Source organism: Qipengyuania vesicularis, assembly GCF_019711415.1.
Lineage (GTDB): Bacteria > Pseudomonadota > Alphaproteobacteria > Sphingomonadales > Sphingomonadaceae > Qipengyuania > Qipengyuania vesicularis.
The window spans coordinates 652,187-679,066 of the sequence record NZ_JAIGNJ010000001.1 but is presented as its reverse complement, the minus strand read 5'-3'; the positions used below and the strand labels follow the sequence as shown (position 1 = coordinate 679,066).

Annotated in this window: 21 protein-coding genes and 1 tRNA gene; 9 read left to right on the top strand and 13 right to left on the bottom strand. The window is 62.0% G+C overall.

What is annotated here, in order from left to right; genetic code table 11:
* Nucleotides 1–63: 63 nt before the first annotated feature.
* Both K3146_RS03400 and K3146_RS03395 read left to right on the top strand, forming a co-directional pair.
* Complete coding sequence (locus tag K3146_RS03400) at nt 64–1,512, top strand: FAD-binding oxidoreductase (protein ID WP_221544771.1); 1,449 nt, start codon at nt 64–66, stop codon at nt 1,510–1,512.
* 84 nt (nt 1,513–1,596) lie between these two features.
* On the top strand, nt 1,597–2,373 hold the full coding sequence (locus K3146_RS03395) for a SapC family protein (protein ID WP_221544770.1): 777 nt from the start codon (nt 1,597–1,599) through the stop codon (nt 2,371–2,373).
* A 225-nt stretch (nt 2,374–2,598) separates the two neighbouring features.
* On the opposite strand, the gene K3146_RS03390 is transcribed toward K3146_RS03395, so the two are convergent.
* Complete coding sequence (locus K3146_RS03390) at nt 2,599–3,480, bottom strand: N-formylglutamate amidohydrolase (RefSeq protein WP_221544769.1); 882 nt, start codon at nt 3,478–3,480, stop codon at nt 2,599–2,601.
* A gap of 166 nt (nt 3,481–3,646) precedes the next feature.
* On the opposite strand from K3146_RS03390, the gene cpdR reads away from it, so the two are divergent.
* Both cpdR and K3146_RS03380 read left to right on the top strand, forming a co-directional pair.
* A complete protein-coding gene (gene cpdR, locus K3146_RS03385; protein WP_221544768.1) occupies nt 3,647–4,036 on the top strand; it encodes a cell cycle two-component system response regulator CpdR in 390 nt (129 codons plus the stop codon).
* An 88-nt stretch (nt 4,037–4,124) separates the two neighbouring features.
* A tRNA-Val gene (locus K3146_RS03380) sits at nt 4,125–4,199 on the top strand.
* A gap of 51 nt (nt 4,200–4,250) precedes the next feature.
* Here K3146_RS03380 and K3146_RS03375 read toward each other — a convergent pair.
* The 9 genes from K3146_RS03375 to K3146_RS03335 all read right to left on the bottom strand — a co-directional run bounded on the left by K3146_RS03375 (nt 4,251) and on the right by K3146_RS03335 (nt 15,287).
* Nucleotides 4,251–5,627 (bottom strand): lipopolysaccharide biosynthesis protein, encoded by a 1,377-nt coding sequence (locus K3146_RS03375; RefSeq protein WP_221544767.1) that lies wholly within the window; start codon nt 5,625–5,627, stop codon nt 4,251–4,253.
* Nucleotides 5,624–6,544, bottom strand: a complete 921-nt coding sequence (locus K3146_RS03370; RefSeq protein ID WP_221544766.1) for a sulfotransferase family protein — start codon at nt 6,542–6,544, stop codon at nt 5,624–5,626. The genes K3146_RS03375 and K3146_RS03370 overlap by 4 nt, the downstream gene beginning before the upstream one ends.
* 13 nt (nt 6,545–6,557) lie before the next feature.
* Nucleotides 6,558–7,844, bottom strand: a complete 1,287-nt coding sequence (locus K3146_RS03365) for a hypothetical protein (RefSeq protein ID WP_221544765.1) — start codon at nt 7,842–7,844, stop codon at nt 6,558–6,560.
* A gap of 95 nt (nt 7,845–7,939) precedes the next feature.
* Nucleotides 7,940–9,097, bottom strand: a complete 1,158-nt coding sequence (locus tag K3146_RS03360; RefSeq protein ID WP_221544764.1) for a hypothetical protein — start codon at nt 9,095–9,097, stop codon at nt 7,940–7,942.
* Complete coding sequence (locus K3146_RS03355) at nt 9,094–11,337, bottom strand: GumC family protein (protein WP_221544763.1); 2,244 nt, start codon at nt 11,335–11,337, stop codon at nt 9,094–9,096. Before K3146_RS03355 ends, K3146_RS03360 begins: the two co-directional genes overlap by 4 nt.
* Nucleotides 11,338–11,340: 3 nt before the next feature.
* Nucleotides 11,341–12,009, bottom strand: a complete 669-nt coding sequence (locus tag K3146_RS03350) for a polysaccharide biosynthesis/export family protein (protein WP_221544762.1) — start codon at nt 12,007–12,009, stop codon at nt 11,341–11,343.
* A 13-nt stretch (nt 12,010–12,022) separates the two neighbouring features.
* Complete coding sequence (locus tag K3146_RS13610) at nt 12,023–13,378, bottom strand: O-antigen ligase family protein (protein ID WP_221544761.1); 1,356 nt, start codon at nt 13,376–13,378, stop codon at nt 12,023–12,025.
* A 90-nt stretch (nt 13,379–13,468) separates the two neighbouring features.
* On the bottom strand, nt 13,469–13,729 hold the full coding sequence (locus K3146_RS03340; protein ID WP_221544760.1) for a hypothetical protein: 261 nt from the start codon (nt 13,727–13,729) through the stop codon (nt 13,469–13,471).
* A 196-nt stretch (nt 13,730–13,925) separates the two neighbouring features.
* Nucleotides 13,926–15,287, bottom strand: a complete 1,362-nt coding sequence (locus K3146_RS03335; RefSeq protein WP_221544759.1) for an exopolysaccharide biosynthesis polyprenyl glycosylphosphotransferase — start codon at nt 15,285–15,287, stop codon at nt 13,926–13,928.
* A 258-nt stretch (nt 15,288–15,545) separates the two neighbouring features.
* Here K3146_RS03335 and K3146_RS03330 point away from each other — a divergent pair, with 258 nt between their 5' ends.
* The 4 genes from K3146_RS03330 to K3146_RS03315 all read left to right on the top strand — a co-directional run bounded on the left by K3146_RS03330 (nt 15,546) and on the right by K3146_RS03315 (nt 20,563).
* Nucleotides 15,546–16,766, top strand: coding sequence for an NADP-dependent isocitrate dehydrogenase (locus K3146_RS03330; protein ID WP_221544758.1), 1,221 nt, complete (start codon nt 15,546–15,548; stop codon nt 16,764–16,766).
* Nucleotides 16,767–16,872: 106 nt separating this feature from the next.
* The gene (locus tag K3146_RS03325) at nt 16,873–18,528 is read left to right on the top strand and encodes a bifunctional GNAT family N-acetyltransferase/carbon-nitrogen hydrolase family protein (protein ID WP_221544757.1); all 1,656 of its coding nucleotides are present in this window, start codon (nt 16,873–16,875) and stop codon (nt 18,526–18,528) included.
* Nucleotides 18,529–18,577: 49 nt separating this feature from the next.
* Nucleotides 18,578–20,338, top strand: coding sequence for a cation:proton antiporter domain-containing protein (locus K3146_RS03320; protein ID WP_221544756.1), 1,761 nt, complete (start codon nt 18,578–18,580; stop codon nt 20,336–20,338).
* Nucleotides 20,339–20,383: 45 nt separating this feature from the next.
* On the top strand, nt 20,384–20,563 hold the full coding sequence (locus K3146_RS03315; RefSeq protein WP_221544755.1) for a hypothetical protein: 180 nt from the start codon (nt 20,384–20,386) through the stop codon (nt 20,561–20,563).
* Between the two features lie 47 nt (nt 20,564–20,610).
* Here K3146_RS03315 and alaS read toward each other — a convergent pair whose 3' ends face one another.
* Complete coding sequence (gene alaS, locus K3146_RS03310; RefSeq protein WP_221544754.1) at nt 20,611–23,274, bottom strand: alanine--tRNA ligase; 2,664 nt, start codon at nt 23,272–23,274, stop codon at nt 20,611–20,613.
* A 127-nt stretch (nt 23,275–23,401) separates the two neighbouring features.
* On the opposite strand from alaS, the gene K3146_RS03305 reads away from it, so the two are divergent.
* A complete protein-coding gene (locus K3146_RS03305) occupies nt 23,402–24,859 on the top strand; it encodes an amidohydrolase family protein (protein ID WP_221544753.1) in 1,458 nt (485 codons plus the stop codon).
* A gap of 10 nt (nt 24,860–24,869) precedes the next feature.
* Here the strand turns inward: K3146_RS03305 and K3146_RS03300 are convergent, their stop codons facing one another.
* Both K3146_RS03300 and recA read right to left on the bottom strand, forming a co-directional pair.
* Nucleotides 24,870–25,496, bottom strand: coding sequence for a glutathione S-transferase family protein (locus K3146_RS03300; protein ID WP_221544752.1), 627 nt, complete (start codon nt 25,494–25,496; stop codon nt 24,870–24,872).
* A gap of 223 nt (nt 25,497–25,719) precedes the next feature.
* Nucleotides 25,720–26,781 (bottom strand): recombinase RecA, encoded by a 1,062-nt coding sequence (gene recA, locus K3146_RS03295; RefSeq protein ID WP_221544751.1) that lies wholly within the window; start codon nt 26,779–26,781, stop codon nt 25,720–25,722.
* Nucleotides 26,782–26,880 lie beyond the last annotated feature (99 nt).

Here is a 26,880-nt window from a genome sequence, read left to right as displayed (position 1 = left end):
ATTGAATGCGCGGTGATCGCAAGAGGGTGCATTTCGTCCACACCTTGTGGCATGGGCCGGTCAATGCACGATATCGACACCTTTCTCGAACAAGCAGCCGAGCTTCTGGGACCGCGGGGTTTCACACGGGACGCTCAGCTTCTCGAGCCCTGGCTGACCGACTGGCGCGGGCGGTTTACGGGCAAGGCGCTCGGCCTTGCCTCTCCCGCCACTACACAGGAAGTATCGCAAATCGTCCGGCTCTGCGGGGAGCATGGCGTGCCGATTGTCCCGCAGGGCGGAAATAGCGGCATGTCGGGCGGAGCGACCCCCGATGCCAGTGGAGAAGCGGTGCTCCTGTCGCTGCGCCGGATGGACACGATCCGCGCTCTCGACGCTGAGGCCGGGCAGGTAACCTGCGAGGCCGGGGTCATCCTGCAAAACCTTCACGAAGCCGCGGAGGAACATCGCCTTCGCTTTCCGCTCACGCTTGGCGGCAAGGGTTCGGCGACTATCGGCGGGCTTGTTTCGACCAATGCGGGCGGCACCCAGGTTTTACGCCACGGAACGATGCGCGCGCAGGTATTGGGTCTCGAGGCAGTCATGGCCGATGGGTCGATCCTCGATACGCTGACCCCGCTCAAGAAAGATAACCGGGGTTTCGACCTCAAGCAATTGCTGATCGGATCGGAAGGCACGCTCGGGATCGTCACAGCGGCAACGCTACGCCTGCTCCCCGAGATCGGCGCACGGCGGGTCGTTTGGGCCGGAGTTCCCTCGCTCCAGCATGCACGCCAGCTTCTGCTGCATTGCGAACGGCAAGCAGGCGAAGCGCTCGAAGGGTTTGAAGTCATCCCGGCCCACAGTCTTGCTGCGGTGCTCGATCACCTGCCCGATGCCCGCGCCCCGCTTTCCGGTGACCACGCTTGGCATGCGCTTGTCGAACTCGTTGCGGAGCCGGAAGATGCGGATCGGATCGGGGAAATCGCGGAGTCCATGCTTGCCGAAGCGCTGGAGCTGGACCTGCTCTCGGACGCGGTCATCGCCGCCAATGAAGGCCAGGCAGACGCTTTCTGGCTACTGCGCGATTCTATCGCCCCGGCAGAACGGGCGATCGGGCCTGCGATGCAGCACGATATCTCGGTTCCGGTTGCGCGAATGGCCGATTTTGTCGAAGCGGCCTCACCCAAGGTCGAAGAGCGCTTCCCCGGCACGAGCGCGGTCGCTTTCGGCCATCTCGGCGACGGCAACGTCCATTTCCACGTCCTCGCCCCACCAGGCGCTACGCGAGGCGAATGGGAACGCAGCGATGGCAAGGCAATCAGCGCTTTCGTGCACGACCTGGTCACGCAATGGGGCGGATCGATAAGTGCAGAGCATGGAATCGGGCAGATCAAACGCGACGAGCTCGCCCGACTGGGCGACCCCACAGCACTCACTGTCATGCGGGCGGTGAAGGATGCGCTGGACCCGCGGGGGATCCTCAACCCCGGCAAGCTCGTGCCGCTTGCGAAAACAGTGCCAAAGCCGTAAGGGGCGCAGCTTCAGGCGCGTGATGCCGTCCGGCATGGTTCGCCTCATCCATCCAACTTGAAAAGAATTCTTCGGAGATTACTCATGGCGAGCGCGCCGCAGCAGCCCCAATTGCCCTTGTTCTTCAATGACCTGATGCCGCTCAACAGCCGGGATCACAAGAACTTCCGCACCCGCCAGATCGATACCGCTCCGTGGCTTTCCACGGCCCATGCTATCCCCCTGACGGTTGACGAATTCGTCCAGGCGCAGCGCGATTTCCCGATCGTTTTCTCGAGCGGCGAAAACCCGCTCCCGCTCGCACTCATGGGCCTCAACGAAGGCGTGAACACCTATGTCGATGCAGACGGCAAGGTCATCGAACAGGTCTATATCCCGGCCTATGTCCGCCGCTATCCCTTCATGCTGGCCAAGCTGCAGCAGGATGCGACCGAACTCTCGCTGATGTTCGATCCGTCGAGCGAAGCTGTCGGTGAATTCGAAGACGGCGACCGCCTGTTCGACGACGAAGGCAACACAACCGAAGCCACCCAGCGTGTCCTGCAGTTCTGCGAACATTTCGAACAGGCTGCCCAGCGCACTCAGGCTTTCATCAAGGAACTCAAGGATGCCGACCTGCTCATGGACGGCGAAGTCGCCATCCAGCGCGACGGCGAGGACAAGCCCTTCGTCTATCGCGGGTTCCAGATGATCAACCAGGACAAGCTGCGTGAAGTCGATGGTGCCAAGCTCGAAGCATGGAACAAGAACGGCCTCCTCATGCTGATCCACGCCCACACCTATTCGCTCGACCTCATGCGCAACGTTTTCGCGCGCCAGGTCCAGCAGGGTACCGCGCCGAAGCCGACGCCGGCTGCCTAATCCCTGCGTTCCGCCCCCGAGGCGGATCGACGTGAGACAAATCGTGGTGGAATCGCGCCAGTACGGCGGGTTCCGCCACTTTTTGTATGCTTGAAAGACGCACAGCAGATGCCCATTTATGAGGGGTCGGCGACGCTCCCCTCATGGCTCGTCGACCAGATGCACGAAAGTGCATCTCCTCCCTGAACCTTGGCCACCTCGTGCGATCCTGCACGAGGTGGTTTTTTATTCGGCAGCCTGGGGTAATTGCCCGCCCTGGCCAAGCTCTGCCACCTGCGCGGAAAGCTTGCGTACAAGCTCAGCCAGAAGCCGCGCCACTGCGGGCAAGCGGGCGCAGGGAAGTTCGAGCCGGCTGTCGAGATAACTTGAGCGGCAGACCTCGATCTGGATCGCATGGATGCCTCGCCGCGGAGCGCCATGCCGGTCGAGTACATATCCCCCCGAATAGGGGCGATTATGCGATACCGGCCTGGCGGCTTCGCCGAAATGCCGGAGCGTTGTGGCCACGATCCCGGCATCGCAGCTCGCGCCGAAACGGTCACCGATGACGTACTCGGGCGCGCTTTCACCCGGGAAACGCCTGCGGAGAGGGGGCATGGAATGGAGGTCGATCAATAGCGCCGCCCCCCAATGGTCGCGTAGCGTCTCGAGTGTGGAGCCAAGCGCCTGGTGGTACGGCCGGTGAACGGTTTCGAGCCGGCGATCGAGTTCGCCGCGCGAGATAGGTGCCTTCCACAATTCACCGGAACCGGGCAGGCGGCGCGGCACCAGTCCGAGGCCGCTTCTCGCGCGCCGGTTGGCGAGCGAGTGACGTTGCTTGCGGGGCTTTTTGCCCGTCACCATGCTCCAGTCCACGTCATCGGGCGCTCGGTTGAGATCGACAACCGCCCGCGGCGCATTGGCCACCAGCAGGGCACTGTCGCTCAGCCTCGCAACCTCGCGGGCCAGCGTGTCGACGTGCCGGTCTTCAAGCCGCATGGTCGCGTCGCGATCGCGAAGCGAGCCGAGCACATCCTCCGAATACTCCCGCCCGCCATGTGGCGCGGCAATAAGCACCGGCAGTTGCGGGTCGGCATCCAGCAGCAACTCGAAGGAAGGATTAACCATGCTTCGAAACTAAACCGAATCGGCGCGTTTTCTAGAGGAATCGGCAAGCGACATCGCCCGATTCTGTCGGTTTGCTATCGACAAGTCAAAGGCCCGTCGTATCAATAAGAGACATCGCGAGATGGAACGGAAGAATTCTTAAGCGATTTCGCTTATAGAGGAAGGCATGACCGACTTGTCCCAGAAACGAATCCTGCTCGCCGAAGACGATGAAGCGATGCGCACCTACCTCGTACGGGCGCTCCAGCAGGCGGGTTATGCAGTGGACGCGGTCGATCGCGGGACCGAGGCTGTCCCGCTTCTCGAAAGCGCTGATTACGACCTCCTCCTTTCGGACATCGTCATGCCCGAAATGGACGGGATCGAGCTTGCACAACGCTGCAACGAGATCAGCCCCGGCACGAAGGTCATGTTCATCACGGGCTTTGCCGCCGTGACCCTCAAGGCCAGCCGCGAACAGCCGCAGGCCAAGGTACTTTCGAAGCCGTTCCACCTGCGCGATCTCGTGCTCGAGGTGCAGCGCGCCCTCGAAGAAAAGATCAGCGCGCAGCTTTAATTCGATTGGCAGCGATTGCCCCCTTGCGCGCCGCGATTCGCCTCGCTACATGGCGCGCCTGCCGCACAAGCGGCCCGTTCGATAGCGTGGGCGTATAGCTCAGTGGTAGAGCACTATGTTGACATCGTAGGGGTCCCAAGTTCGAACCTTGGTACGCCCACCATCGAACCGAAGACCCGCCCCTAGTGGCGGGTTTTTCTTTTTCGAGAACGGCTTAGCCCCGCTGCGCGATCAGGCGCTTCATGAACCGGAAGAGCTTCAGATATTCGCGCGGATCGAGATAGGCCTGCGTATTCAGTCCGAGGTCCTGCTTCACAGCACGGATCAGAAGGATCTTCTGCAGGATCATCGACAACGCCAGTCCGATCGAGAGGCCATAGGGCCCGAAATAGAGCGCCAGGAGCACGTAGGCAGGTGTGGTCACCAGAACCGTGCGCAGCATGACCTGACGGTGCACCCGGGTGTCGCCCATCAGAAGCAGGGCCTGCCCTGACAGCCCGCAATAAACGAAGAAAAGAATCCCCACGCTCAGGATCGCAATGTGATAGTAGGCATCCGAATAGCTCGGGCCGAATACCGCCTGGAAGCCTGCCGGACCGATGGCGAGCAGGAAAGCGCATGCGACAAGGCAGAACAGGAATGCGGCAGACGCCGTGCCTCTCAGGACAGCCTCCAGTTCTTCCTGCTCCCCTGCCTTCTGCAGGCGGATGAGTATCCGCGGGACCGATCCGGCAATCATCGTGATCGGGCTGGTCAGAATGTAGCTTACCTGGAATGCAGCCACCACGCCGGCCATGGCCGAGGCATCGATCAGGACACCGCCGATCACGACCGCGGCCGTCGACCACGACCAGTACAGCAGCGCTTCGCTGATCAGCATGTTGAAATTGTCGTGCCGACCGTCCCGGACAGTCCGCCCTATCCCGCTCATCGAACTCGACAAGCCGGTATGCCTGAGGACCAGGATCGATGCCCAGATCGTGCACAAGAGCGATGCGACGATGGAAACGACAAGCGCTGCCTCAAGGTCGAGAGCGCCGTAACTCGAGACGAAGAAGATCCCTGCGATCATCAGGATGCAACGGATCAATCCGCCTTGGTCGCCCTGCCCGCTCAGATTGGCTGAGGCACCCACCTTGCCGACCCCGCGCAGGGCCTGGGCGGTCACGGTATTCGTCGACCTGGCGACAAGGAGGACGGCGGCGAGAAAAAACAGCCAGGGAGTGGCGGAGGAGATGTCCGGCAGGATTACAGGGCCGACGAAAAAGAACCCGCAAGCCAGCAATCCCCCCACCGCCAAGGTGACGAGCAGGGAGCTGTAGAATATCGCTGCCTTGCCGAACCTCTCCACGCCGGCCTCCGCTTCGCCCAGCATCCGGACAACCCCGGTCTGGAAACCGGCCTGCGCAAACAGGGCGAACAGCAATGAGAATGTCGTCAGCACGCCGAAGAAGGCAAAGTCTTCGCGTTCCAGCGTGCGCGCCAGCCAGATGTTTACGGCCAGTGCCAGCGGGAAGCCGAGCGCCCTGCTCGCTGCCACGGCCGTGATGGCGCTAAGTACCTGGCGCCTGTCCTTCTGCCGCTCGTTCATGGTCGCCACGCCGGAAGATTGCGACCTGTCACGGACTCGATGGCCGCGATATGCGGCGCGTAATAGGCGTCGAGCCGCGCCCGGTCAGCTTCGGAAAGGCTGGCAGGCTTGTTCCCCAACTTGCCGAGCAACCACTCATACGGACGCCTGATGAGGCCGTTCTCGAATACCGCCGGTGCCCAACGCCGCAATCGCTTCGCACCTAGCCGGAAGGCGCGTGCGAGCGGATTTGTCAGTTCGATGCTGGCATTCTTGTGCGATGCCTCTTCGCGGGGAAGCGGCCTTTTATCGATGGCGAGGAAATCGGCGATCAGATCGAAAGTGCCTTGGGGTTGGTCCACCAGTTCCTCGAAAAGGACCACGTGCAGGCGCTCGGCGAAATGCGCCTTCCAATGCTCGAGATGGCGGCCGTAGAGGCCTTCCTCGAGGTAATTCGTTGCAAAGGACAGCCTGCGCTTGCCTGCCTCGCATTCGTCGAGCGCTTGCGAAAAACTCTCGCATGGCTCCTCTCCACGAGCACGGGCATGCAGATAGGCCGAATAGGCTCTCTCCGAGGGATTGCGGAGTGCTACGATGATCTTCGCATCGGGCCGCAGCGCATGAATCGCGCTCGGTACCGTCTCGTTCACCAGATACTGTGTGCTGGCGTCGCCGGCGAGAGCATCTGCAGGTGCCGTGTCGAACAGTGACAGATAGCGGCGCTCTTCGCCGTAGGGCAGGCTGTCCTGCAGCCTGAGTTCGCGCTTCCCGTCGCGGATGGTCCATTCCCGGTCATCCTCACGCAGGAAGAAATGGTGCGGTTCTTTCTCATGCGGGAAGAACACCTGGGGATGGCCCCGGAGCATCTCGACGAGCGAGGTCGTGCCGGCCTTGGCGGCACCGACGATGAAGAAGTCCGGATAGCGCGAGTTGGTCACGATCGGGCTGGATCTATTCGGCAGGGATCGGGCGAGCATGTGGATCGGGCGGACGTGGCAGGAAGGCGCCGCCGTCGTCATCCGCTTCGCGCCGCCGTGTCAGTCTGATTCTGGCATCGCGCCGGATGGCCTCCAGCGTTGCGAAGAGCATCACCCCGAACCATGGTGAATCGACCTGCGGATCGAGCATGTTGATGGCGATCAGGAAAAGGAACACAGAGCGCCCGAGATCGCCCCCGCCGCGCCGCCAGAACAGGACATAGGCCGAATAGAGGATCAGCACGGTCAGCGGCAGGCCCATCTCTATCAGGAGCTGCGTAACGCCGCTGTAGGGCTTGTTGGCTGAGGACTCGATCGCAAAACGACGGTCGCGAAAGCGCAAGAGCAGCGGCGCGAGATACTCGCTATGCGCCTCCGACGAGAACAGGCCTGGTAGCAACGGCGGCTTGTGCGTATTCACCCAGTTGTTGATCGGGCTGGCCCAGAGCGCGGGCTGGCTGGAAAACTGCCCGATACCCGTTCCGACCAAGATGGCATGGGGTTCGTTGTAATAGACCTGCCCGACCAGCCCCACGGCATAGAGCTTGGGGTGGGCCCCGTAATACTCGGTGAAGGCGTTATCGATGGTTTCCGCGCGATACTGGAGATAGGGCACGACCACCATCGCCGCCGCAGCTGCGGCAAAGATCAAAGCCCGGTTGCGGCGTGCAAAAATCGCCAGCGCGAAGGCCCCGGCCGCGATGCCGAGGATGAAGTTGGGCATCAGGAAGTTCAGCCCGGCAATGGTGACGATCGCCCGGTTCCACAGCGTCGGCCGCCCTTCCCGCGAAAGTGCTTCTGCCAGGCCGAAGAAACCGACGACCGTAACGATCTTTGCGCCCCCGTCGCCGAAGCCGCCGTTATAAAGATCGGGCAGGAAGTGGATGTAGGGCAGGAGGAAGGGAAAGCCTTCTTCGGTCAGGCTGATCAGGCTGGTTGCGAACAACACGACGTTCAGTGTGCGGATCAGCATCCGGCCATTGAAATAGCTCGCCGGGACGAAACCCAGTGCTGCAGCAAGGAATGGTAGTACCAGTGCCAGTTCGAGCACCCATGCAGTCGGCGAAATCAACAGCCCAAGTCCCCAGTTGAGACCGGCAGCGATTGCAAAGAACACGACGAGGGCAAGCGCCTTGGTATAGGATCGCGAGGCCAGCCAATTCACCATCAGCACGGGCGTGGCGACATAGGCCGCATAGCTTGCGGCCGTACGCGGAATGCTCATCGCGAGGGCAAATGGAATGGCTGTCGGGATTCTCAATCGGTGTCTCTGCAGATCGCCAATCGTCGCGGCGGGGCCTCAATGCTATAATCCGGAGGTGACCTTATGGCCAATCCAGTGTGGTTTGCCGAAGGTCAATCGATGGTAATCGACAGGTCCTCGACCCGTCCCTGTCCCAGTGACAGTGCAAGATACTGCGTCGGGCAATCCTCCGGCACGGTGAATTCGATCTGCGATTCATAGGTTTGCGAGATAAGTGCGCCTGCGGACCTGCCTCCCTTGCGATCGCACCGCAGCAGGACGGTAATTTCGGCCTGTCGTGCGCGCAGGCTTCCCGGGCGCGTCTCCCTGACCTTCGCATCGAGGGTCAGCCTGTGCACGCCCTCGTCCAGCACGACGTAGCGCGAGGCGAAGGGACGCCGGAGGGGATCGCGGTTGCGCACTTCGACCAGATTAGGTTCCGAACCCGTCCGAACGGACACCGCAGCTGCCGACGGATATGTCCAGGCGAACGGATCGCGCTCGGCGCTCGCAGGTGCGAAAGCATAGCTTCCAGTTTCCTGGCGCTGGCAATCTTCAGGCCACATCCGCAACGCATCTGCGCCCATCTCGTTGAGCAGCAAGGCCGAAGCCACAGGTGCCAAAAGCTCGCATTCGAGGATGCCGCGATCACTCAGCGCGAGAGAGAATGTCTGCGCCACTTCGGGCCCGTAATCGGGGTAGGCGCGCAGGAACTCGTGGATCTCGCTGGCTAGCGGAATGCTGTGCGACAGTCGCTTGGCGAGTTCTTCGCGGCCCTGCTCTTCAACCAGCAGCAGGCTGAGCGTGCCATACACCGCCTCTTCCTCGCGCCGGAGACGAGCCAGCGCATCGACCCGCTGCGCTGCAACCTCGTAGTTTCCCCCCGTCATGGCACTGCCGATCACCATTACCTGGGTATATGTATCGCGCCATCCGCGCTGGGCGGCGAGTGTCAGCGCCTCGCCCGCAATGTCGAGCTCATCGGCTTCCGCTGCGGCAAGTGCAAAGGCGGACAGATTGCCACCATCTACGGGGCGATGCCTGAGCGAAGCGGCAGCGCGGTCCATCGCTGTCTGCGGAGCAGCGATTGCAAGCAGGCGAGCTACATTCGCATCGGCGAAACCCCCGACCCCGGCAGGCACATAAGGTATCAGCCGGGTTTGCGTTCGCGCATGGCGATCAAGCTGGAAAACGGCAGCGAGCGCGAACAGCGCAAGGAAAACAATGAACCGGACGACCCAGCCCAAGATCGACGTCTTGCCCAGCGTCACCGCGTCTCATCCGACGGATCGTAGGTATAATAGTCGGAGCCGTAATAGCTGTACTCTCCGCTCACGCTCTTCGGGTTGAACTTGGTGAGAACGGCACCGATGACGTTCGCCTTGACCATCCCGAGCCTGCGCAGCGCAGCCTTGACCGCACCGCGGTGTCCCTTGACCGCATCGATCACCATCAGCGCGGAATCGGTGTGAGCGGCAAGCGTCGGAGCGTCCGAGAGCCCGAGCACCGGCGGGGCATCGAAGACCACCGTGTCGAAGCGTGTCAGGAGGTCCGCGATCAGCTCGTCGAACCGCGTCGTGCCAAGGAGAGCCGCCGGATCGGGCGGGATCGGCAGCGCGGTCATATAGGTCAGGTTCGGCACGCCCGAGACAACGAGGACCTCGTCGATCGTCCGCTCGCCGGCGAGAACGGTGGTGAAACCTTCCTGGTTCTTCTGCGACAACCTGCGGTGCAGCGTCGGGCGCCTCAGGTCGGCATCGATCAGCAGCGTCTTGCGGCCGAGTTCGGCAAATTCCAGCGCCAGCTTGCCCGCGGTCGTGGTCTTACCCTCGCCTGCCTGCGCAGAGGTAACCGTGAGCGTGCGCGGAATGCCCTCGCCCGTGCTGTAGCGCAGGTTTGTGACGAGCGACTGGTAGGCTTCGCTGACAGGCGACTTGGGATCTTCAAGGTCCTCGGTCGGGTTTTCGCCCTGCGTGAGCGGGACCAGGCCGAGCAGCGGTATCTGCAGCTTGCGCTCGACATCTTCCGGTGTGCGCAGGACATCGTCGAACTGCTCGCGGAGGAACACGAAGCCGCCAGCCACGAGGAAACCGCCCATCAGCGCGACGATCAGATTAATCCCGAGGTTGGGCGATGCGGGCTTGCGCGGCACCTGCGCGATATCGACGAGCGAGACATTGTTCGAAGTCGCACCGGCAGTGGCATTGAGTTCGTTGAACCGCGTCAGCAACGTATTGTAGAGCGCACGGTCGGTCTCCGCGACGCGCTTGAGCACGGCGTACTGGACGCCGCGATCCTGCTCGTCGAGCGCGGCTTCGCGGACCTGGTCGACCTGCTGGCGGATATCCTGCTCGCGGTCGCGCGTGGCTTCAAAGGTGAGGCGCACCGAGTTCTTGATCGAATTGCCCACTTGCTGCATCTGCGCCTCGACCCGATCGGCCTGCGCCTGCAGCGCCTGCACATTGGGATGTTCGTCGAGGTGACGGGCGCGCTCCTGCGCCAGATTGGCCTCGATCACCGCGCGTTCGCGGACGAGTTGGCTATAGGCGGAATTATTGAGGACCTGCGGTACCGAGGAAATCGGCTCGTTGGCGATGTTCTTCCAGGTGTTTTCGGCAAGGATGCGCTCGGCAGTGGCGATCGACGCCGCTTCGTTGAGCTGCTGGAGCATCTCGTTCGTAACCGAGAGCGTCGTCTCCTGGTCGGCATTCTGCCCCTGCCCCGAAACGCGGATGAGACCTGCGGCGCGCGAGAAGGCGTTGAGGTCCTTCTCGCTCTGTTCGAGCTTGGTCCGCGCATCCTCGAGCTGCTGCGCGAGGAATTCGCGCGCATAGGCGCTGCTGTCGAACTTGCGCGCAAGATTGCTCTCAAGGAAGTTCTGCGCGATCGAGTTCGAAAGCTCCGCAGCGATCTGCGGGTCGCCGCTCGAGAAAGTTATCGAAACCAGTCGACTGTCGACCGGCAAGTCGACAGAGAGCGCACCCATCACCAATTCGATCGCGGCTTCGCGGCGGATCCTCGTCAGAGCGTCGGGGCCGGTAACCTCGCCACCTTCGAGCGAGTCCAGCTGCGGAAGTTCGGCACCCTGAGCGAGGAAGAAGTCCTCGCGATCGACCAAGTTCTCGGATTCTACGACGCGTTCGGCAAGGCTGCGACTCTCGATGACGTCGACCTGCGTCTGCAGGAACCTCTCGGTTTCCTGCGGCGGGGTATAGGCCTGTGTTTCGGCGCCTTCGATGATCGCATCGGCCTGCTGCTCGATCAGCAGCTGCGACGTCGCCTCGAACTGGGGACGCATGAGCAAGGTCACCAGGACGCCTGCGCCCAGTGCAACCACGAGGATGGCTAGAATGCCGAGGAGGTTGCGCCGTATCGCCGCTTCTACACGGCGCAGGTCGATATCCAGGAAACCGTCGTTGTCGCCATTGGGATAGGACCGGTCGCCATTGTCATGCGGTCTCCCGGGCTGGGAGATTTCGTATGATCCGCGATCGGGAAAGCCACTCGACACTGATTAGAACCTTCTGAAAACATTGAAGATGGGAGCAGCTTCCTTGAAGTCTTCCCATGCACCGCGGAGGGTGGAATAGCCGACGACAATCCGGTCGCCGCCAAGTATTTGAGGATCGGGGGCGCGGCCTTCACGGATGGCGCGGAGGTCGAACACGGCACCGTAGCGCTGGCCGTCGATCATGCGGAATACGATCACTTCGTCATCGACAGCTGTGAACTTGAGACCGCGGGCGCGCGCAATCGATTCCACGAGCGAGGAGGTTCCGGCGATTTCATAGACGCCCGGTTGCTCGACTTCGCCGTCGACCGTCACACGTTGACCCGCCGAGCTGACCACGCCGACAACCACCTGCGGGTTGCGGATGTAGCGGGTGCCAAGGCCCTCCTCGATTTCGCGGCTGAATTCGATCGGGGTTTTCCCGATCGCGGTCATTTCGCCGATGAAGGGGAAGTTGATCGTCCCGGCAGAATTGACCGACAGTTCCTCGAAGGTCAGCTCCGGTTCCTGGAACACGCGGATCGAGATCACGTCCAGCACGCCAATCCGGTATTCGGCAGCCGTGGTATTCGCATCCACCGCAGGGACGATGCGGTAGGCATCCTCACCCTTGGGTAGGCCGTCGGACGGGCTGAAGCAACCGGCAAGCAGAAGAGTTGCAGCCGAAAGCATGGCTGCGCAGTACCTAATCAATGACCCTGTCCCTCTTGATCGTGATGGGTGCCGTTAGCAGAGCCACGAGCAGTCCTGCAACGCATAAGACCGCCATATTTCGCAGCGGAAAATATATCAGGGCCTGGAGTCCGATGCAGAGCAAAGCCAATGCCGCAGCCAGTATGGCCGGGGCGTGAACGCTCCTGATGCCGCGAATGAAGGCGTAGAGAAGGAAGGCGATCCAGCCACCGACCAGCAGCAAGCCGGCAAGGCCCGCCTCGAGCGCAATCTCGAGGTATTCATTGTGCGCGCGCGCAGCCTTCTTGACCGACAGTGTCTCGAGCGATTCCTCGACCTGGAACACTTCGTCGAATGTGCCCATGCCGCTGCCGATCGGCCAGTATCGATCGATGCCCGACATGGTGTCATTCCAGATATCGGGGCGCGAGTCCTCCAGATCGTTGAAGCGCTCCCAGGTCGTGGCCAGTCGTTCGTTGGTAGCTGCAATCGCACCGATCCCCAGCAACGCGACGACCGCACCGATGGCAAAGCCCAGTTTCACCTTGCGCGATTGGTTGCGCAAGCTCCGCAGGGCGATAAGCCCTGCCCAGGCGAGCGGGATCAGCGCCAGTGCGACGGCGGATCGCGAATTGGTGAGGATAATACCGATCACGAGCAGGGCGCCGCACAAGACATAGAGCAAGTCAGTAATGGTGTCGCGCTTCGATCCGACGTAGTGGCCGACCAGGGCGCAGAGCCCCAGCACCATGAACAGCCCGCTTGAAATGTGCCCAACAAAGAAACCGTAGAAACGACCCGTTTCGTTGGTTGTGTAGAATTTGAGTGCATCGCCTGCGCCGAACTGCAGGACGCCGAATGCGAACTGGACGAGCGCGAGGCCGATGAGCAGCAGCAGGCCGTGTCGCAAGGTGGCTTCGGGCTTGGAGGAGAAGCAAAGGATAGCGGTCAGTGGCCCGAGCAGTGCGAACAGCGCGACGGCGGTGCGCGCCCTGTCGAGCGTGATCGGGAACCAGCCTTCTGCCTCTCCCAGCATGTCGCGCGCCTCCACGGCCATCTCGCGTCCGGGCAATGCCTGCCAGACGCCCGACGGAAGGGGGATGAGCTGAACAAGGGGCAGCAGGAGCGTGAGAACGACGAGGGCAACGAGGACCCTTGGAGCGCGGGACAGGAAATCCCTCACCAAACCGGGCTGGATCAGGATGACGCCCAGCGCAACGCCCTGCACGACGAGGTTGGTCAATCCGTGCCGGACACCCCCGCCCCCGAGAATGAGAGCGACCACCAGAAGCAACAAGGACGGCCATCCCAACTCGCGAAACGCGTCCTGCGCCTGGCGGCCGATCGCCAATTTCGAATGCTTAGCCACGCATAACCCCTAGCCGTGAACTGCGCTGCTGACACGAAAAACCCCGCCGGTATACCCGGCGGGGCCATTTTTCCGTAAGATTTTACAATCTTAGTCGGTGGTGTCGTCATCCGTTGCGATGATGATGCCGACGATCACAGCAATAGCTGCGAGAACCGCGATGACAGCCGAAGTGCCGCCGATTTCGCTCTTGGTGGTGACACCTTCGGTACCACGCTCAACGGCCGACATCTTGACCGGCTGAACAGCGATGGCACCAGCGTCAGCAGCACGCGTACCGGCCTGTGCGGCAACAGGAGCCACTGCCATGGCAGCTGCACCGAGGCCCATAAGAAGGCGGCTGGTCTTCATAAGTAATCTCCTGATATTCTTCTTTGGCGAGAATTCGAAACTCTGGCTAGCAACGATTCGACCTACTTGCAACCGGTTAAATGTGGATGAACACAATTCCTTCGCGGGTGCACAAGTGGCCAATGATGCTATTCCCCCTTGGTTCCTAAGTTTTTGAAATATGGACTAAGTCGCTCCTGACAACGTTGAAGCGTGCTCAATATGCGTTGGGATGAATTAGCACCCGAACCGTTGCAAACAGTATCTTCAAGTCGCCCCATGGCGACCAGTTGCGAATATACTCCAGATCGGCCCGCAGCCGGTCGGTGAGGTGCCCCTCGGTCTCGGTTGCGCCCCTGAAGCCTCGCACCTGCGCGAGGCCGGTCAGGCCGGGCTTGAGCGAATGGCGCTGCCAGTAATCGCTGTCGACTTCCCAGAACAGTTTCTCGTTTGCGAGCGATCCGAGGGCATGCGGCCGCGGACCCACGAGGCTCATCTCGGAACGCAGCACATTGATGAGCTGCGGTATCTCGTCGATACTCGTCTTGCGGATGAAACTGCCGATACGGGTTACGCGATCATCGTTGCGAGAGGTCGAGCGCGCGCCGTCCGTATCGAGCTTGGCGACCTTCATCGAGCGGAACTTGAGCATGTCGAACATGCAGTTGCCCTGCCCCATGCGCGGCTGAACGAAAAAGATCGGCCCGCCGTCCTCGAGCTTGATCAGCAAGGCCACGATCGCAATTACCGGCGAAAGGAGGATCAGCGCAGGAATGGTGACGGCAAGATCGATCACCCGCTTGGTCAAACGGTCGCGCAAGCCCAGGGGGCCGGCGGACACAACCAGGAAACTCCAGCCGTACTCCCGCTCCAGCGCGATCGCGCCGAGTTCCTGCAGGCTTTCGGAAATCACTTCGCCATGCACCCCGGCCGCACGCATGATGCGCGTCCAGAACACGCGTCGTTCTACCGGGCAGCTCACGATCACCCGGTCCATGTTGCGCATGGTCCGGCCAAGAATGTCGAGCTTTTCAGGATCGGAACCGGCCTGTTCGACCAGGTCTGCGTCGGCGGCAACAAGATCGGCGCCGGGCAGATCTACCTTCGGACCGCCGTCGTCAATCAGCAACACGTTCCTGACCTTACCGCCAAAACGCGACCGCACACTGAAATAGGTCAAAACCCGCAGCAGGACCATTCCGGCCAACGAGATTCCGATGGCGAGCGAAAAGGTGACACGGGCGAAATCGGCGCTCGAGCGAGCGTAGAAAGTCATCACAAGGAAGACCATCGCCGCAATCAGCACCGAGAGGACCATCCGGAAGACGGAGTATTTGAGGTTCTCCAGCGCCTCGACCGAGTAAACCTTGTTATAGATGGCGATCACGGCGAAGATCGGCACCGTGAACTGCATCACCTGGATCGAGCGCAGCGATGGTGCCTGCTCAAGGTATAGGGATGCGGCCAGCCAGAAGCTGCCGAACAGGATCGCGATGTCGAACAGGAACAGCATGGCATATAGCTGGATGCGCCGATGCTCCATCGGCTGCCGCAGGCTGTTCTCGAGATAATCCTTCAAGGGCATGGATTTATTGGCCGACGCGCTAGCGCTAGTTACTCGTTGTTCGAATTGTAAACGGATCGGGCGGCACTGGCCTGCCGGTTGCTGCTGCGCATAGTCCAAAGCCCCCATTCAAAGCAATGATGATCGCGATAGGGGTTTATGGTTAACAAGCATTTAAGGATAGGACGTTTCCGGCGTGCCTTCCGCCCACCTTGCCCTCGCCCGCGTCTCTGCTAAAGCGCGCCCAACTTCATTCGAACCAACAGGACAAGCATGGCCAAGATCAAGGTAGCCAACCCGGTCGTCGAACTCGACGGCGACGAAATGACGAAGATCATCTGGAAGTGGATCCGCGAGCGGCTGATCCTTCCTTACCTCGACGTCGACCTGAAATATTACGACCTTTCGATCGAGAAGCGCGACGAGACCGACGACCAGATCACCGTCGATGCGGCCAATGCGATCAAGGAACATGGCGTCGGCGTGAAATGCGCCACCATCACGCCCGATGAAGCGCGCGTTGAAGAGTTCGACCTCAAGAAGATGTGGCGCTCGCCCAACGGCACGATCCGCAACATCCTTGGCGGCGTGGTCTTCCGTGAGCCGATCGTGATCGACAACGTACCGCGCCTCGTCCCCGGCTGGACCGACCCCATCGTTGTCGGCCGTCACGCATTCGGTGACCAGTATCGCGCCACCGACACTCTGATCCCGGGCGCCGGCAAGCTGCGCCTCGTCTTCGAAGGCGAGAACGGCGAGAACATCGACCTCGACGTGTTCGAATTCCAGAGCCCCGGCGTCGCCATGGCGATGTACAACCTCGACGACAGCATCCGCGACTTCGCGCGCGCCAGCTTCGCCTACGGTCTCGACCGCAAGTGGCCGGTCTACCTGTCGACCAAGAACACCATCCTCAAGAAGTACGATGGCCGCTTCAAGGACCTGTTCCAGGAAGTCTTCGACGCCGAATACAAGGCCGACTTTGAGAAGCACGGCCTCACCTACGAACATCGTCTGATCGACGATATGGTCGCCGCCGCCCTCAAGTGGAACGGCAAGTTCGTCTGGGCCTGCAAGAACTACGACGGCGACGTGCAGTCGGACATCGTCGCTCAGGGCTTCGGCTCGCTCGGCCTGATGACCTCGGTCCTGATGACACCCGACGGCAAGACCGTGGAAGCGGAAGCCGCCCACGGCACCGTCACGCGCCATTATCGCCAGCACCAGCAGGGCAAGGCTACCTCGACCAATCCGATCGCTAGCATCTTCGCCTGGACGCGCGGCCTCATGTATCGCGGCAAGTTCGACAACACGCCCGACGTGGTGAAGTTCGCCGAGACTCTCGAGCAGGTCTGCATCAAGACCGTCGAAAGCGGCAAGATGACCAAGGACCTCGCGCTGCTGATCGGTCCGAAACAGAGCTGGATGACCACCGAACAGTTCTTCGAGGCGATCGTCGAGAACCTCGAAGCCGAAATGGCGAACTGGGGCTGAAACTTCAGCGCATCTGGGGCATTACCCGGATAAGCCAGATCATCGGGGTCGGCGTGAAGCCGACCCCGTTTTCGTTTGGGGTCGCCAGAATTTAGACGGGGTTTGAATGGCCAAGCAGCCAGCAGCAAAGCGTAGTGTCCGCCGCAAGGGCAGCGAAAAGTTCGGCCAGAAGCGGCTCGACGTTCGCAACGCGATGATCAAGGACATCCCGGGCATCGCCAACCTGGTGCGCCGGGTTTACGAGGATATGCCCGCCTATACCCACGGCGAAATCCGCGGGCAGATCAACAACTTCAAGGAAGGCTGCTTCGTCGCGCTGCTCGATGACGAGGTGGTCGGATATTGCGCGACCATGCAGGTCGCCGAGGCGCTCGCCTTCCAGGACCATGATTGGGACGAGATCACCGGCAATGGCTACGGCAGCCGCCACGATCCAACCGGCGACTGGCTCTATGGCTACGAGATGTGCGTCGATCCCAAGGTGCGCGGTGTCCGCATCGGCCGTCGTCTCTACGAAGAACGGCGTGCGCTGGCCGAGGAAAAGGACCTCACCGGCATCGTCTTTGCCGGCCGCATGCCGAATTATCGTCGTTACCGCCGCCGTGTGACGGGGCCGAAGGATTATCTCGAGCAGGTACTGGAAAAGAAGCTGCACGACCCCGTCCTGCGCTTCCAGATGGCCAACGGGTTCGAACCAGAGCGGATCATCGAGGGCTATCTGCCCGAGGACAAGGCCAGCATGGCGAATGCCGTTATGATGGTCTGGCGCAACCCCTATGTGGAGCGCGACCAGCCGGTGAAGAAACGCCTGCCCCGGGGCGTGGAATCGGTTCGCGTGGCCACTTGCCAACTGCAGGCGCGCCAGGTGGCGGACTATGATGAGTTCATGCGAGCCATCGAATATTTCGTCGATGTTGCAAGCGATTACGAAGCAGACTTCATCGTCTTTCCCGAACTCTTCACGCTGATGCTGCTGAGCTTCGAGCCGAAGGAGCTCTCTCCCGTCGAGGCGATCGAGCGCCTGTCGGAATACACACCCCGCCTGCGCGACGACATTTCCGAGATGGCGATGCGATACAACATCAACATCATCGCCGGCAGCCATCCCACCCGCATGGACGACGGGGACATCCACAACATCGCCTATGTCTGCCTTCGCGATGGCTCGGTCCATGCGCAGGAGAAGATCCACCCCACCCCGAACGAGCGGTACTGGTGGAACATCAAGGGCGGCGACAAGGTCGAAGTGATCCAAACCGACTGCGGCCCTATCGGCGTCCAGATTTGCTACGACAGCGAATTCCCCGAACTCTCCCGCCGCCTCGCCGACGAGGGCGCGCGTATCATCTTCGTGCCCTTCTGCACCGATAGCCGGCAAGGATACCTGCGCGTGCGCTATTGCGGGCAGGCGCGGGCGATCGAGAACCAGTGTTTCGTGGTGCTGTCCGGCAATGTCGGCAACCTCCCGAATGTCGCCAATATGGACATCCAGTATGCGCAAAGCTGCATCCTGACGCCCTGCGACTTCCCCTTCGCGCGCGACGGCATCGCTGCCGAAGCCAGCGAGAATGTCGAGACGCTGACCATCAGCGACATCAACCTTGCCGACCTCCAATGGGCGCGCGCGGAAGGCACGGTGCGCAATCTCGCAGACCGCCGCTTCGACCTTTACCGCATCGAGTGGGACGAAGACGGGAAACACCCCGGAAAGCCGCGCCCGCGCCGCGAACCATTGGGGCCGACCGGACCAGGCGGTGGCTAAGCCGAACAAGCGCCGTGACTTCGTAATATCGGCTGGCTAGACCCAAACCATGGCATCGGGCGAACTTGCATCTCCGGCACTCTCCGACGCGCTCGTCATTTTGGGCGCCGCGGGGCTCGTCATTCCCGTTTTCACCCGCTTCCGCATCACGCCGGTGATCGGGTTCATCCTGATCGGCATCCTCGTCGGGCCATATGGTCTCGGCCAGCTGGTGTTCGAACGACCATGGCTTGAACACATAACCATATCGGACCCGGACGCGCTCGACTTGTTCGCCGAGTTCGGGATCATCCTGCTGCTGTTCGCCATCGGGCTGGAACTTTCCTTCAAGCGCCTGTGGCAGCTCAGGCGGCTCGTCTTTGGGCTGGGTGCGGCGGAACTCCTGATTGGCGGGCTGTGCCTCGCGGTCGTGCTGTCGATGATGGGGCAGTACTGGATCGGTGCGCTGGCGCTCGGCTTTGCGCTCGCCTTCTCCTCCACCGCCATCGTGTTGCCGATTTCGGGCAGCACCAGCCCGGTCGGGCGCGCGGCGCTCTCCATGCTGCTGTTCGAAGACATCATGATCGTACCGATCGTCTTCATTCTCGGCGCCATGGCCCCCAATGCCGCGTCGGAGGGGTGGGACGGCTTGCTCACGACCATGTGGCAGGGCGCGCTCGTCATTGCGGTCATGATGATCGTCGGGCGTTTTGCCCTTCCCCGCCTCTTCGCCCAGGCCGCACGGACCAAGAGCCCCGAGCTATTCCTTGCCGCCGCAATGCTCGTCGTGATCGGTGCCAGCCTTGCGACTGCCGCGGTCGGCCTTTCGCCCATCGTCGGCGCGCTGATCGCTGGCCTTCTCATCGCCGAAACCGAATATCACACCGAGGTCGAAAGCATCATGGAGCCCTTCAAGGGCCTCGCTCTCGGTATCTTCCTGATCACCGTGGGCATGAGCATCGATCTCGCCACTATCTGGGAATATCTCGGGTCGATCGCCGTCGCCGTGGTCGGCGTGCTGGTGTTCAAGGCGGTGCTGACAGGCGTCCTGCTACGTCTGATGGGTGCTCGCCGCAGCACGGCGGCCGAGACGGGCATACTGATGGCGAGCCCTTCGGAAACCACGCTGATCGTGCTCGCCGCAGCGAGTTCCGCGCTCCTGATCCAGCCCGGCACGGCGCAGTTCTGGCAGATCGTGACCGCCATCGGCCTAACCATCACACCGCTGCTCGCCCGTCTCGGTCGGATCGTGGCCCGCCGGGTCGAGCCCGCGCCCGAGTTGCCCGAGGAAGATGAAGGCGAGCGCAAGGTCATCATCATCGGCGCTGGACGCGTGGGACGGCTGATCGCGCAGATGCTTACCGTGCATGATAAGCCCTATGTTGCGCTCGATGCCGACGCCGACATGATCGAAAGCGCCAAGCGCAAGGGCTATCGCGCCGTCTTCGGAGATGCCTCTCGCGGTGACGCCCTTCACCGGTTGGGCATAGAGCAGGCTCTCGCCGTGGTGCTGACCATGGACGAACCCGTGCTGGTCCAGCGCCTCGTCGCCAAACTGCGACAGGAATACCCCGACCTGCTGATCGTCGCACGTGCGCGCGATGTAGGCCATGCGGCGGAACTCTACCGGGCCGGGGCGAGCCATGCCGTGCCCGAAACGCTTGAGGCCACGCTCCAGCTGACCGAGGCGGTGCTGGTCGATATCGGCGTCGCGATGGGCCCTGTTATCGCGTCGATCCACGAGAAGCGCGACGAGTTCCGCGCGCAGATCGAGGAACGCGGCGCGCTCGACTACAAGCCGAAGCTACGCTCGAGCGCGGCGGATGGTTGAACCTTTGCCTCTCCCCATGCGTTGGTAAGGCAAAAGGAGAGTAAAATGAGTGACATCGATCCGACAAAGCCGACACCCAACGACGAGAAGTTCAAGCCGCAGAATGTGGCTGAGCCGCAGATGGACCAGGCACCGACCGACCAGCGCGGCGCGCCCGGCGACACCGAGGGCTACGATATCGAGCAGGGCTCGAGCGGCGTAACCAAAAGCACGCCCAACGCCTGATTATCTCCTGAGAGAGGAGAAGCAGCGCCTGACCAGCTTCGTGCCGGTCAGGCGTTTTCTTTGGCCAGAGCCCCACGCACGGCGGCAATCGCATCATCGGCTTTCGATCCGTCAGGCCCGCCGCCCTGCGCCATGTCCGCACGGCCGCCGCCTCCTTTGCCCCCCAGCGCTTCCACGCCGGCACGCACGAGGTCTACCGCGCTGAAGCGGTCGGTGAGATCGTCGGTCACCGCCACGGCAAAGGCGCCCTTGCCGTCATTCACGGCGCAGATCGCGGCTATGCCCGAACCCATGCGTGTCTTGGCTTCGTCGAGCAGCGGACGCAATTCTTTGGGATTGAGGCCATCGATCACCTGTCCGGAGAAAGTCACGCCGCCGACATCTTCATCGGCGCTCGCCTCGTCGCCGGAACCACCGCCGCCCAGCGCCAATGCGCGCTTGGCCTCGGCCAATGCCTTTTCGAGCCGCTTGCGCTCGTCGACCAGCGCAGACACACGGGCCGCCGCCTCGTCCGGCGAGGTCTTCAGCGCTCCGGCAATGGCACGGACGGTTTCATCACGAGCGAGCAACCACTGGCGGGCCGCTTCTCCGGTGAGCGCCTCGATACGGCGCACGCCCGAGCTGACCGCGCTTTCGCTGACAATCTTGAACAGGCCGATATCGCCGGTCGCCTCGACGTGGGTGCCGCCGCATAGTTCGACCGAGTAGTTCTTGCCCTCACCGCCCTTGCGACCCATCGAGAGCACGCGAACCTCATCGCCATACTTCTCCCCGAACAGCGCGAGCGCGCCGGCAGCCACGGCATCGTCGGGCGTCATCAGGCGCGTGCCGACTGTTTCGTTGGCGCGGATCTCCTCGTTCACCTCTGCCTCGATCGCGGCGATGTCGTCATCGCCCAGCGGCTTGGGGTGCGAGAAGTCGAAGCGGAAGCGATCGTCGGAAACCAGCGAGCCCTTCTGCGTCACGTGGCCGCCGAGCCGGTTGCGTAGCGCGGCATGGACGAGGTGCGTGGCCGAGTGGTTGGCACGAATGCGGTCGCGGCGTTCAGCGTCGATTTCGAGATGGACGGCATCACCCACCTTCACGCTACCCTTGGCGATCTTCGCAATATGCGTGTGCAGGCGGCCGAGCGGCTTGTTGGTGGTCGAGACCGATGCCTCGAACCCCTCGGGCGTCCAGATGCGTCCGGCATCGCCCGTTTGGCCGCCGCTTTCGCCATAGAAGGGCGTCTGGTTGGTGAGAATGATAACGTCATCGCCCTCACCTGCGCTGTCGACTTCCTTGCCATCCTTCACCAGCGCGACCACCTCGGCCTCGCCCGTGTCGGAGGTGTAGCCGGTAAACTCGGTCGAGCCTTCGCGCTCGGCGATGTCGAACCAGACTTCCTCGCTGGCCGCCTCTCCCGAGCCCTTCCACGCAGCGCGAGCAGCAGCTTTCTGCTGTGCCATAGCCGCATCGAAACCGTCCTTGTCGACGCCGATTCCGCGGTTGCGCAGCGCATCCTCGGTGAGGTCATATGGGAAGCCGTAGGTGTCGTAGAGTTTGAAGGCAGTCTCGCCGTCGAGCGTGCCGCCCTCGCCCATGTCGCCTGTGGCTTCGTCGAGCAGCTTCAATCCCTTGTCGAGCGTGCGGCGGAACTGCGTCTCCTCGCGCTCGAGCACTTCCTGGATGAGCGGCTGACCACGGACGAGTTCGGGATAGGCGGCACCCATTTCAGTGACAAGTGCAGGCACGAGACGGTGCATCAGCGGCTCGCTCGCGCCAAGCAAATGCGCGTGACGCATGGCGCGGCGCATGATGCGGCGCAGCACATAGCCGCGGCCCTCGTTGCTTGGCAGAACACCGTCGGCGAGAAGGAAACTGGTCGAGCGCAGGTGGTCGGCAATGACGCGATGGCTAGCGGTCTGGTCGCCTTCAGCCTTGACGCCGGTGAGCGCCTCGCTGGCACCAATCAAGGCTTTGAAGGTATCGGTGTCATAGTTGTCGTGCACGCCCTGCATGACTGCAGCGACGCGCTCGATGCCCATGCCGGTGTCGATGCTCGGCTTGGGCAAATCGCCGACGATTTCGTCCGCTTCCTGCGTGAACTGCATGAAGACGAGGTTCCAGATCTCGACGAAACGGTCGCCGTCCTCTTCCGGACTTCCCGGAGGTCCGCCCCAGATGTGGTCGCCGTGGTCGTAGAAGATTTCCGAACAGGGTCCGCATGGGCCGTCGGAGCCCATGGCCCAGAAATTGTCCTTGGTCGGGATGCGGATAATGCGCTCGTCGGCAAAGCCGGTGCGCTTCTTCCACAGGTCGAAGGCTTCGTCGTCGGTGTGATAGACGGTAACCAGCAAGCGGTCCTTGTCGAGGCCCCATTCCTTGGTCAGCAGGGTCCAGGCGTGGTCGATCGCCTGTTCCTTGAAATAGTCGCCAAAGCTGAAATTGCCGAGCATCTCGAAGAAAGTGTGATGCCGTGCAGTGTAGCCCACATTGTCGAGATCGTTGTGCTTGCCACCGGCCCGAACGCATTTCTGCGAGCTCGCGGCGCGCGGTGCGGGCGGGGTTTCAAGACCGGTGAAGGCGTTCTTGAACGGGACCATTCCCGCATTAACGAACATCAGCGTGGGATCGCTGAACGGCACCAATGGTGCGCTCGGCACCTCGGCGTGGTCGTTGCTCCCGAAATAGTCGAGGAAGGAGCGGCGTATTTCATTGGTCGACGTCATGCGGGCGCAGTTAGGCAATCGGCACGCGCGCGACAAGCTTCAATGACGCTTCGCAGCCGCCGATTTCCAATCCCGATTGCCCGCGCGACTGCAGCGATGCTATGCCACGACCATGAAGCCCGGTCGCATGCTTTCGCCAATCGCCCTGGCGGGCGCGCTGTTCCTCGGACTGTCGAGCTGCGGAGGCGGTAGCAATTCGTCAGGGGGCGGCGGAGGTCCCACACCCACGCCTACCCCTCCTCCCGCCGCCGGTGCGGACATCGCCATCACGAATGTTCGCGTATTGCCGATGGACGGCAGCGGAGCGTCCGACGGAATGACCGTGCGGATCAAGGACGGATTGATCCTGGAAGTGGCAACCACCGCTTCGACCCCCGCCGACGCGACGACGGTGATCGACGGCTCCGGCAAGGTCCTGATGCCTGGGCTGATCGATGCGCATGTGCATGTCTACGACGATTACGAGATGCCGCTCTTCCCTGCGAATGGAGTGACGACAGTCCGCAACATGTGGGGGACGCCGCAACTGCTCACGCTGCGCCAGCGGATAAGGAGCGGGTCGCTTCTGGGTCCGGAGATTGTAACCTCCGGGCCGATTATCGACGGAAACCCGCAATTCTGGGCAACTTCTGACGTGGCGACCTCGCCTGCCGAGGGGCGCGCCCTGGTGCAGGCGCACAAGGCAGCCGGCTACGATTTCATCAAGGTCTACTTCGGCCTCGATGCCAACACTTTCGCAGCAATCGCGGACGAAGCCGGGCAGCAGGGCTTGCGCTATGCCGGGCACGCTCCGCGAGCGTTCGGTGTCGAGGAAGTCTATGGATCGGAAATCTGGTCGGTCGAGCATCTCGACGGCTATCTGAGCGCCATCGTCAACCCGGCATCGGGATACGTGCCGGGAAGCTCGAGCATCGAGGACCTTTTCGCCATCCTGCGCGACATCCGCGATGGATTACGACCTGCATCGGACCTCTATTCGCCAAGCGAAAGGGCGCGGCTCGCCCAGGTCAGCCTCGCGGCTGACACCGCGCATGTGCCGACCCTCAGTTTCTGGCAGCAGCGCTACCTTACCCGCGCCGAGGTGACGGCGCAGAAGGCACGACCCGAGATGCGCTTTATCCATCCCTCGGTTCGCGCCGAATGGGCGGCCGCTGCCGATGCCTTCTTTGCCCGCTATACCGACGAGCAACTGGAGCTGTTCGACCTGCAGCACGATGAGGATTACCGGATCCTCGCCGACCTTTTCGCCGCCGGGGTCGAGATCCCGACCGGGACCGATGCGCGTAATCCCTATGTCCTCTTCGGATTCTCCATGCATGAAGAACTCGAACACTATGTCACGGCCGGATTGAGCGAGATGGACGCCTTGCGCTGGGCCACCAGCGGAGCGGCCCGGCTCCTTGGGCTCGAGGCAAGGATCGGGCGGGTCGTATCAGGTCTGGAGGCTGACCTTATCCTGCTCGATGCCGACCCCAGCGTCGATATCGCCAACTCGACCCGGATTGCGGCAGTTTTTGTCGATGGGCGCCGCTATTCGCGGGCGCAGCTCGATGCCGCGCTCGAAAACGTTGCGAACGGATTCTAGGAGCGCGCGGTCACCAGACGAAGTATGGCCCACCACGCTCGCGGGCACGCTGCCACGCCGGGCGCGCGTGAATGGCCTCGACGAAACGCGCCAGCTTGGGGGCCTTCTCGCCATAGCCTTGCATGACTGCGATCTCCGCGGGGAAGCTCATCATGACGTCGGAGGCACTCCAGTCGGTGCCGACGAAATGGAGATCGTCGGAGATGTTTTCTTCCGCGAAGAGGATGTGTGCCTCGAGCTGCTCTTCGACGCGGGGCATCATCGGGGCTGCAGCGGCGCCCAGGCGACCGGCCATGATCTTGAGCATGACAGGTACGAAGAAGGAGCTCTCGCCGAACTGCATCCATTCGAGGTGATCGATCCAGGCATCGCTGGCGCGGTCGGGGAGCCAGCTCTTACCGCCGTGACGCTCGCACAGATATTCGATAATCGCGCCGCTTTCGGCGACGCGACGGCCATTGTCCTCGATCACGGGAGATTTGCCGAGCGGATGGGCCTGCTTGAGTTCGGGCGGTGCGAGGTTGGTTTCACCGTCACGCTGGTAGGAGACGATCTCGTAATCCGCGCCCAGTTCTTCGAGCAACCAGAGGATGCGCTGCGAGCGGCTGTTGTTGAGATGGTGGACGGTGATGGTCATGCAGGATCTCCTCTTTGCGAACCTGCCTAGGCATCGCACGCGCTGGAAGCCAGCGAGATTTCACCCAATCCCGCAACCAGACGCGAAAAGCCGGTGCGGCGGCAATGGGAGAGAGCGCGCGCACCGGCTTTCCGTGTTTCCGGGAGCGCCGGGGGACAGTCCGGCTATGACGTGCGGCGGGGAATGGAGAGTGCCGCACGCGCTCCCGCTTGAAGAGGCGTGATCAGTCTTCCGCGTCCGGACCAGTCATCATCTCTTCGGCGACCTCGTCGGTTTTGCCGCGGATCGCAGCTTCCAACTTGGCGCACATTTCGGGATTTTCCTTGAGGAAGGTCTTCGCATTCTCGCGGCCCTGGCCGATGCGGACGCTGTCATAGCTGAACCAGCTGCCCGACTTCTCCACCACGCCGGCCTTCACGCCGAGATCGAGAATTTCGCCGATCTTGGAGATACCTTCGCCATACATGATGTCGAATTCGACCTGCTTGAACGGCGGGGCGACCTTGTTCTTGACGACCTTCACGCGGGTCGAGTTGCCGATCACCTCGTCGCGGTCCTTGATTTGGCCCGTGCGGCGAATGTCGAGGCGGACCGAGGCATAGAACTTGAGCGCGTTGCCACCGGTCGTGGTTTCGGGATTGCCGTACATCACGCCGATCTTCATGCGCAGCTGGTTGATGAAGATCACCATGCACTTCGAACGGTTGATCGAGCCGGTCAGCTTGCGCAGCGACTGCGACATCAGGCGAGCCTGCAGGCCGACGTGGCTGTCACCCATCTCGCCTTCGATTTCGGCGCGCGGCACAAGCGCGGCCACCGAGTCGACCACGAGAACGTCGATCGCATTCGAGCGCACCAGCGTATCGGTGATTTCGAGTGCCTGTTCGCCGGTATCGGGCTGCGAGACGATCAGTTCATCCACATCGACGCCCAGCTTCTTGGCATAGACCGGATCGAGCGCATGTTCCGCATCGACGAAGGCGGCCGTACCGCCAGCCTTCTGCGCTTCGGCAATCACATGCAGCGCCAGCGTGGTCTTGCCCGAGCTTTCCGGACCATAAACTTCGATCACGCGGCCCTTGGGCAGGCCGCCGATGCCAAGTGCGATATCGAGGCCGAGCGAGCCGGTGGAGATCGCCTCCACATTCATCGCTTCCTTCTGGCCCAGCTTCATAGCCGAGCCCTTGCCGAATGCGCGATCGATCTGCGCAAGTGCGGCGTCCAATGCCTTCTGGCGGTCTGCGTCCACTTTCTTATCCTCTACAAGCTTCAGACTGGCCGCCATGACATATTCCCCTTTCGCATATCCAGAGCCGTTTCCAACTCATCAACTGCGAAGGCATGTACCGTGTTTGTTCCAATAGAACAAGAGTGGAACGAATTT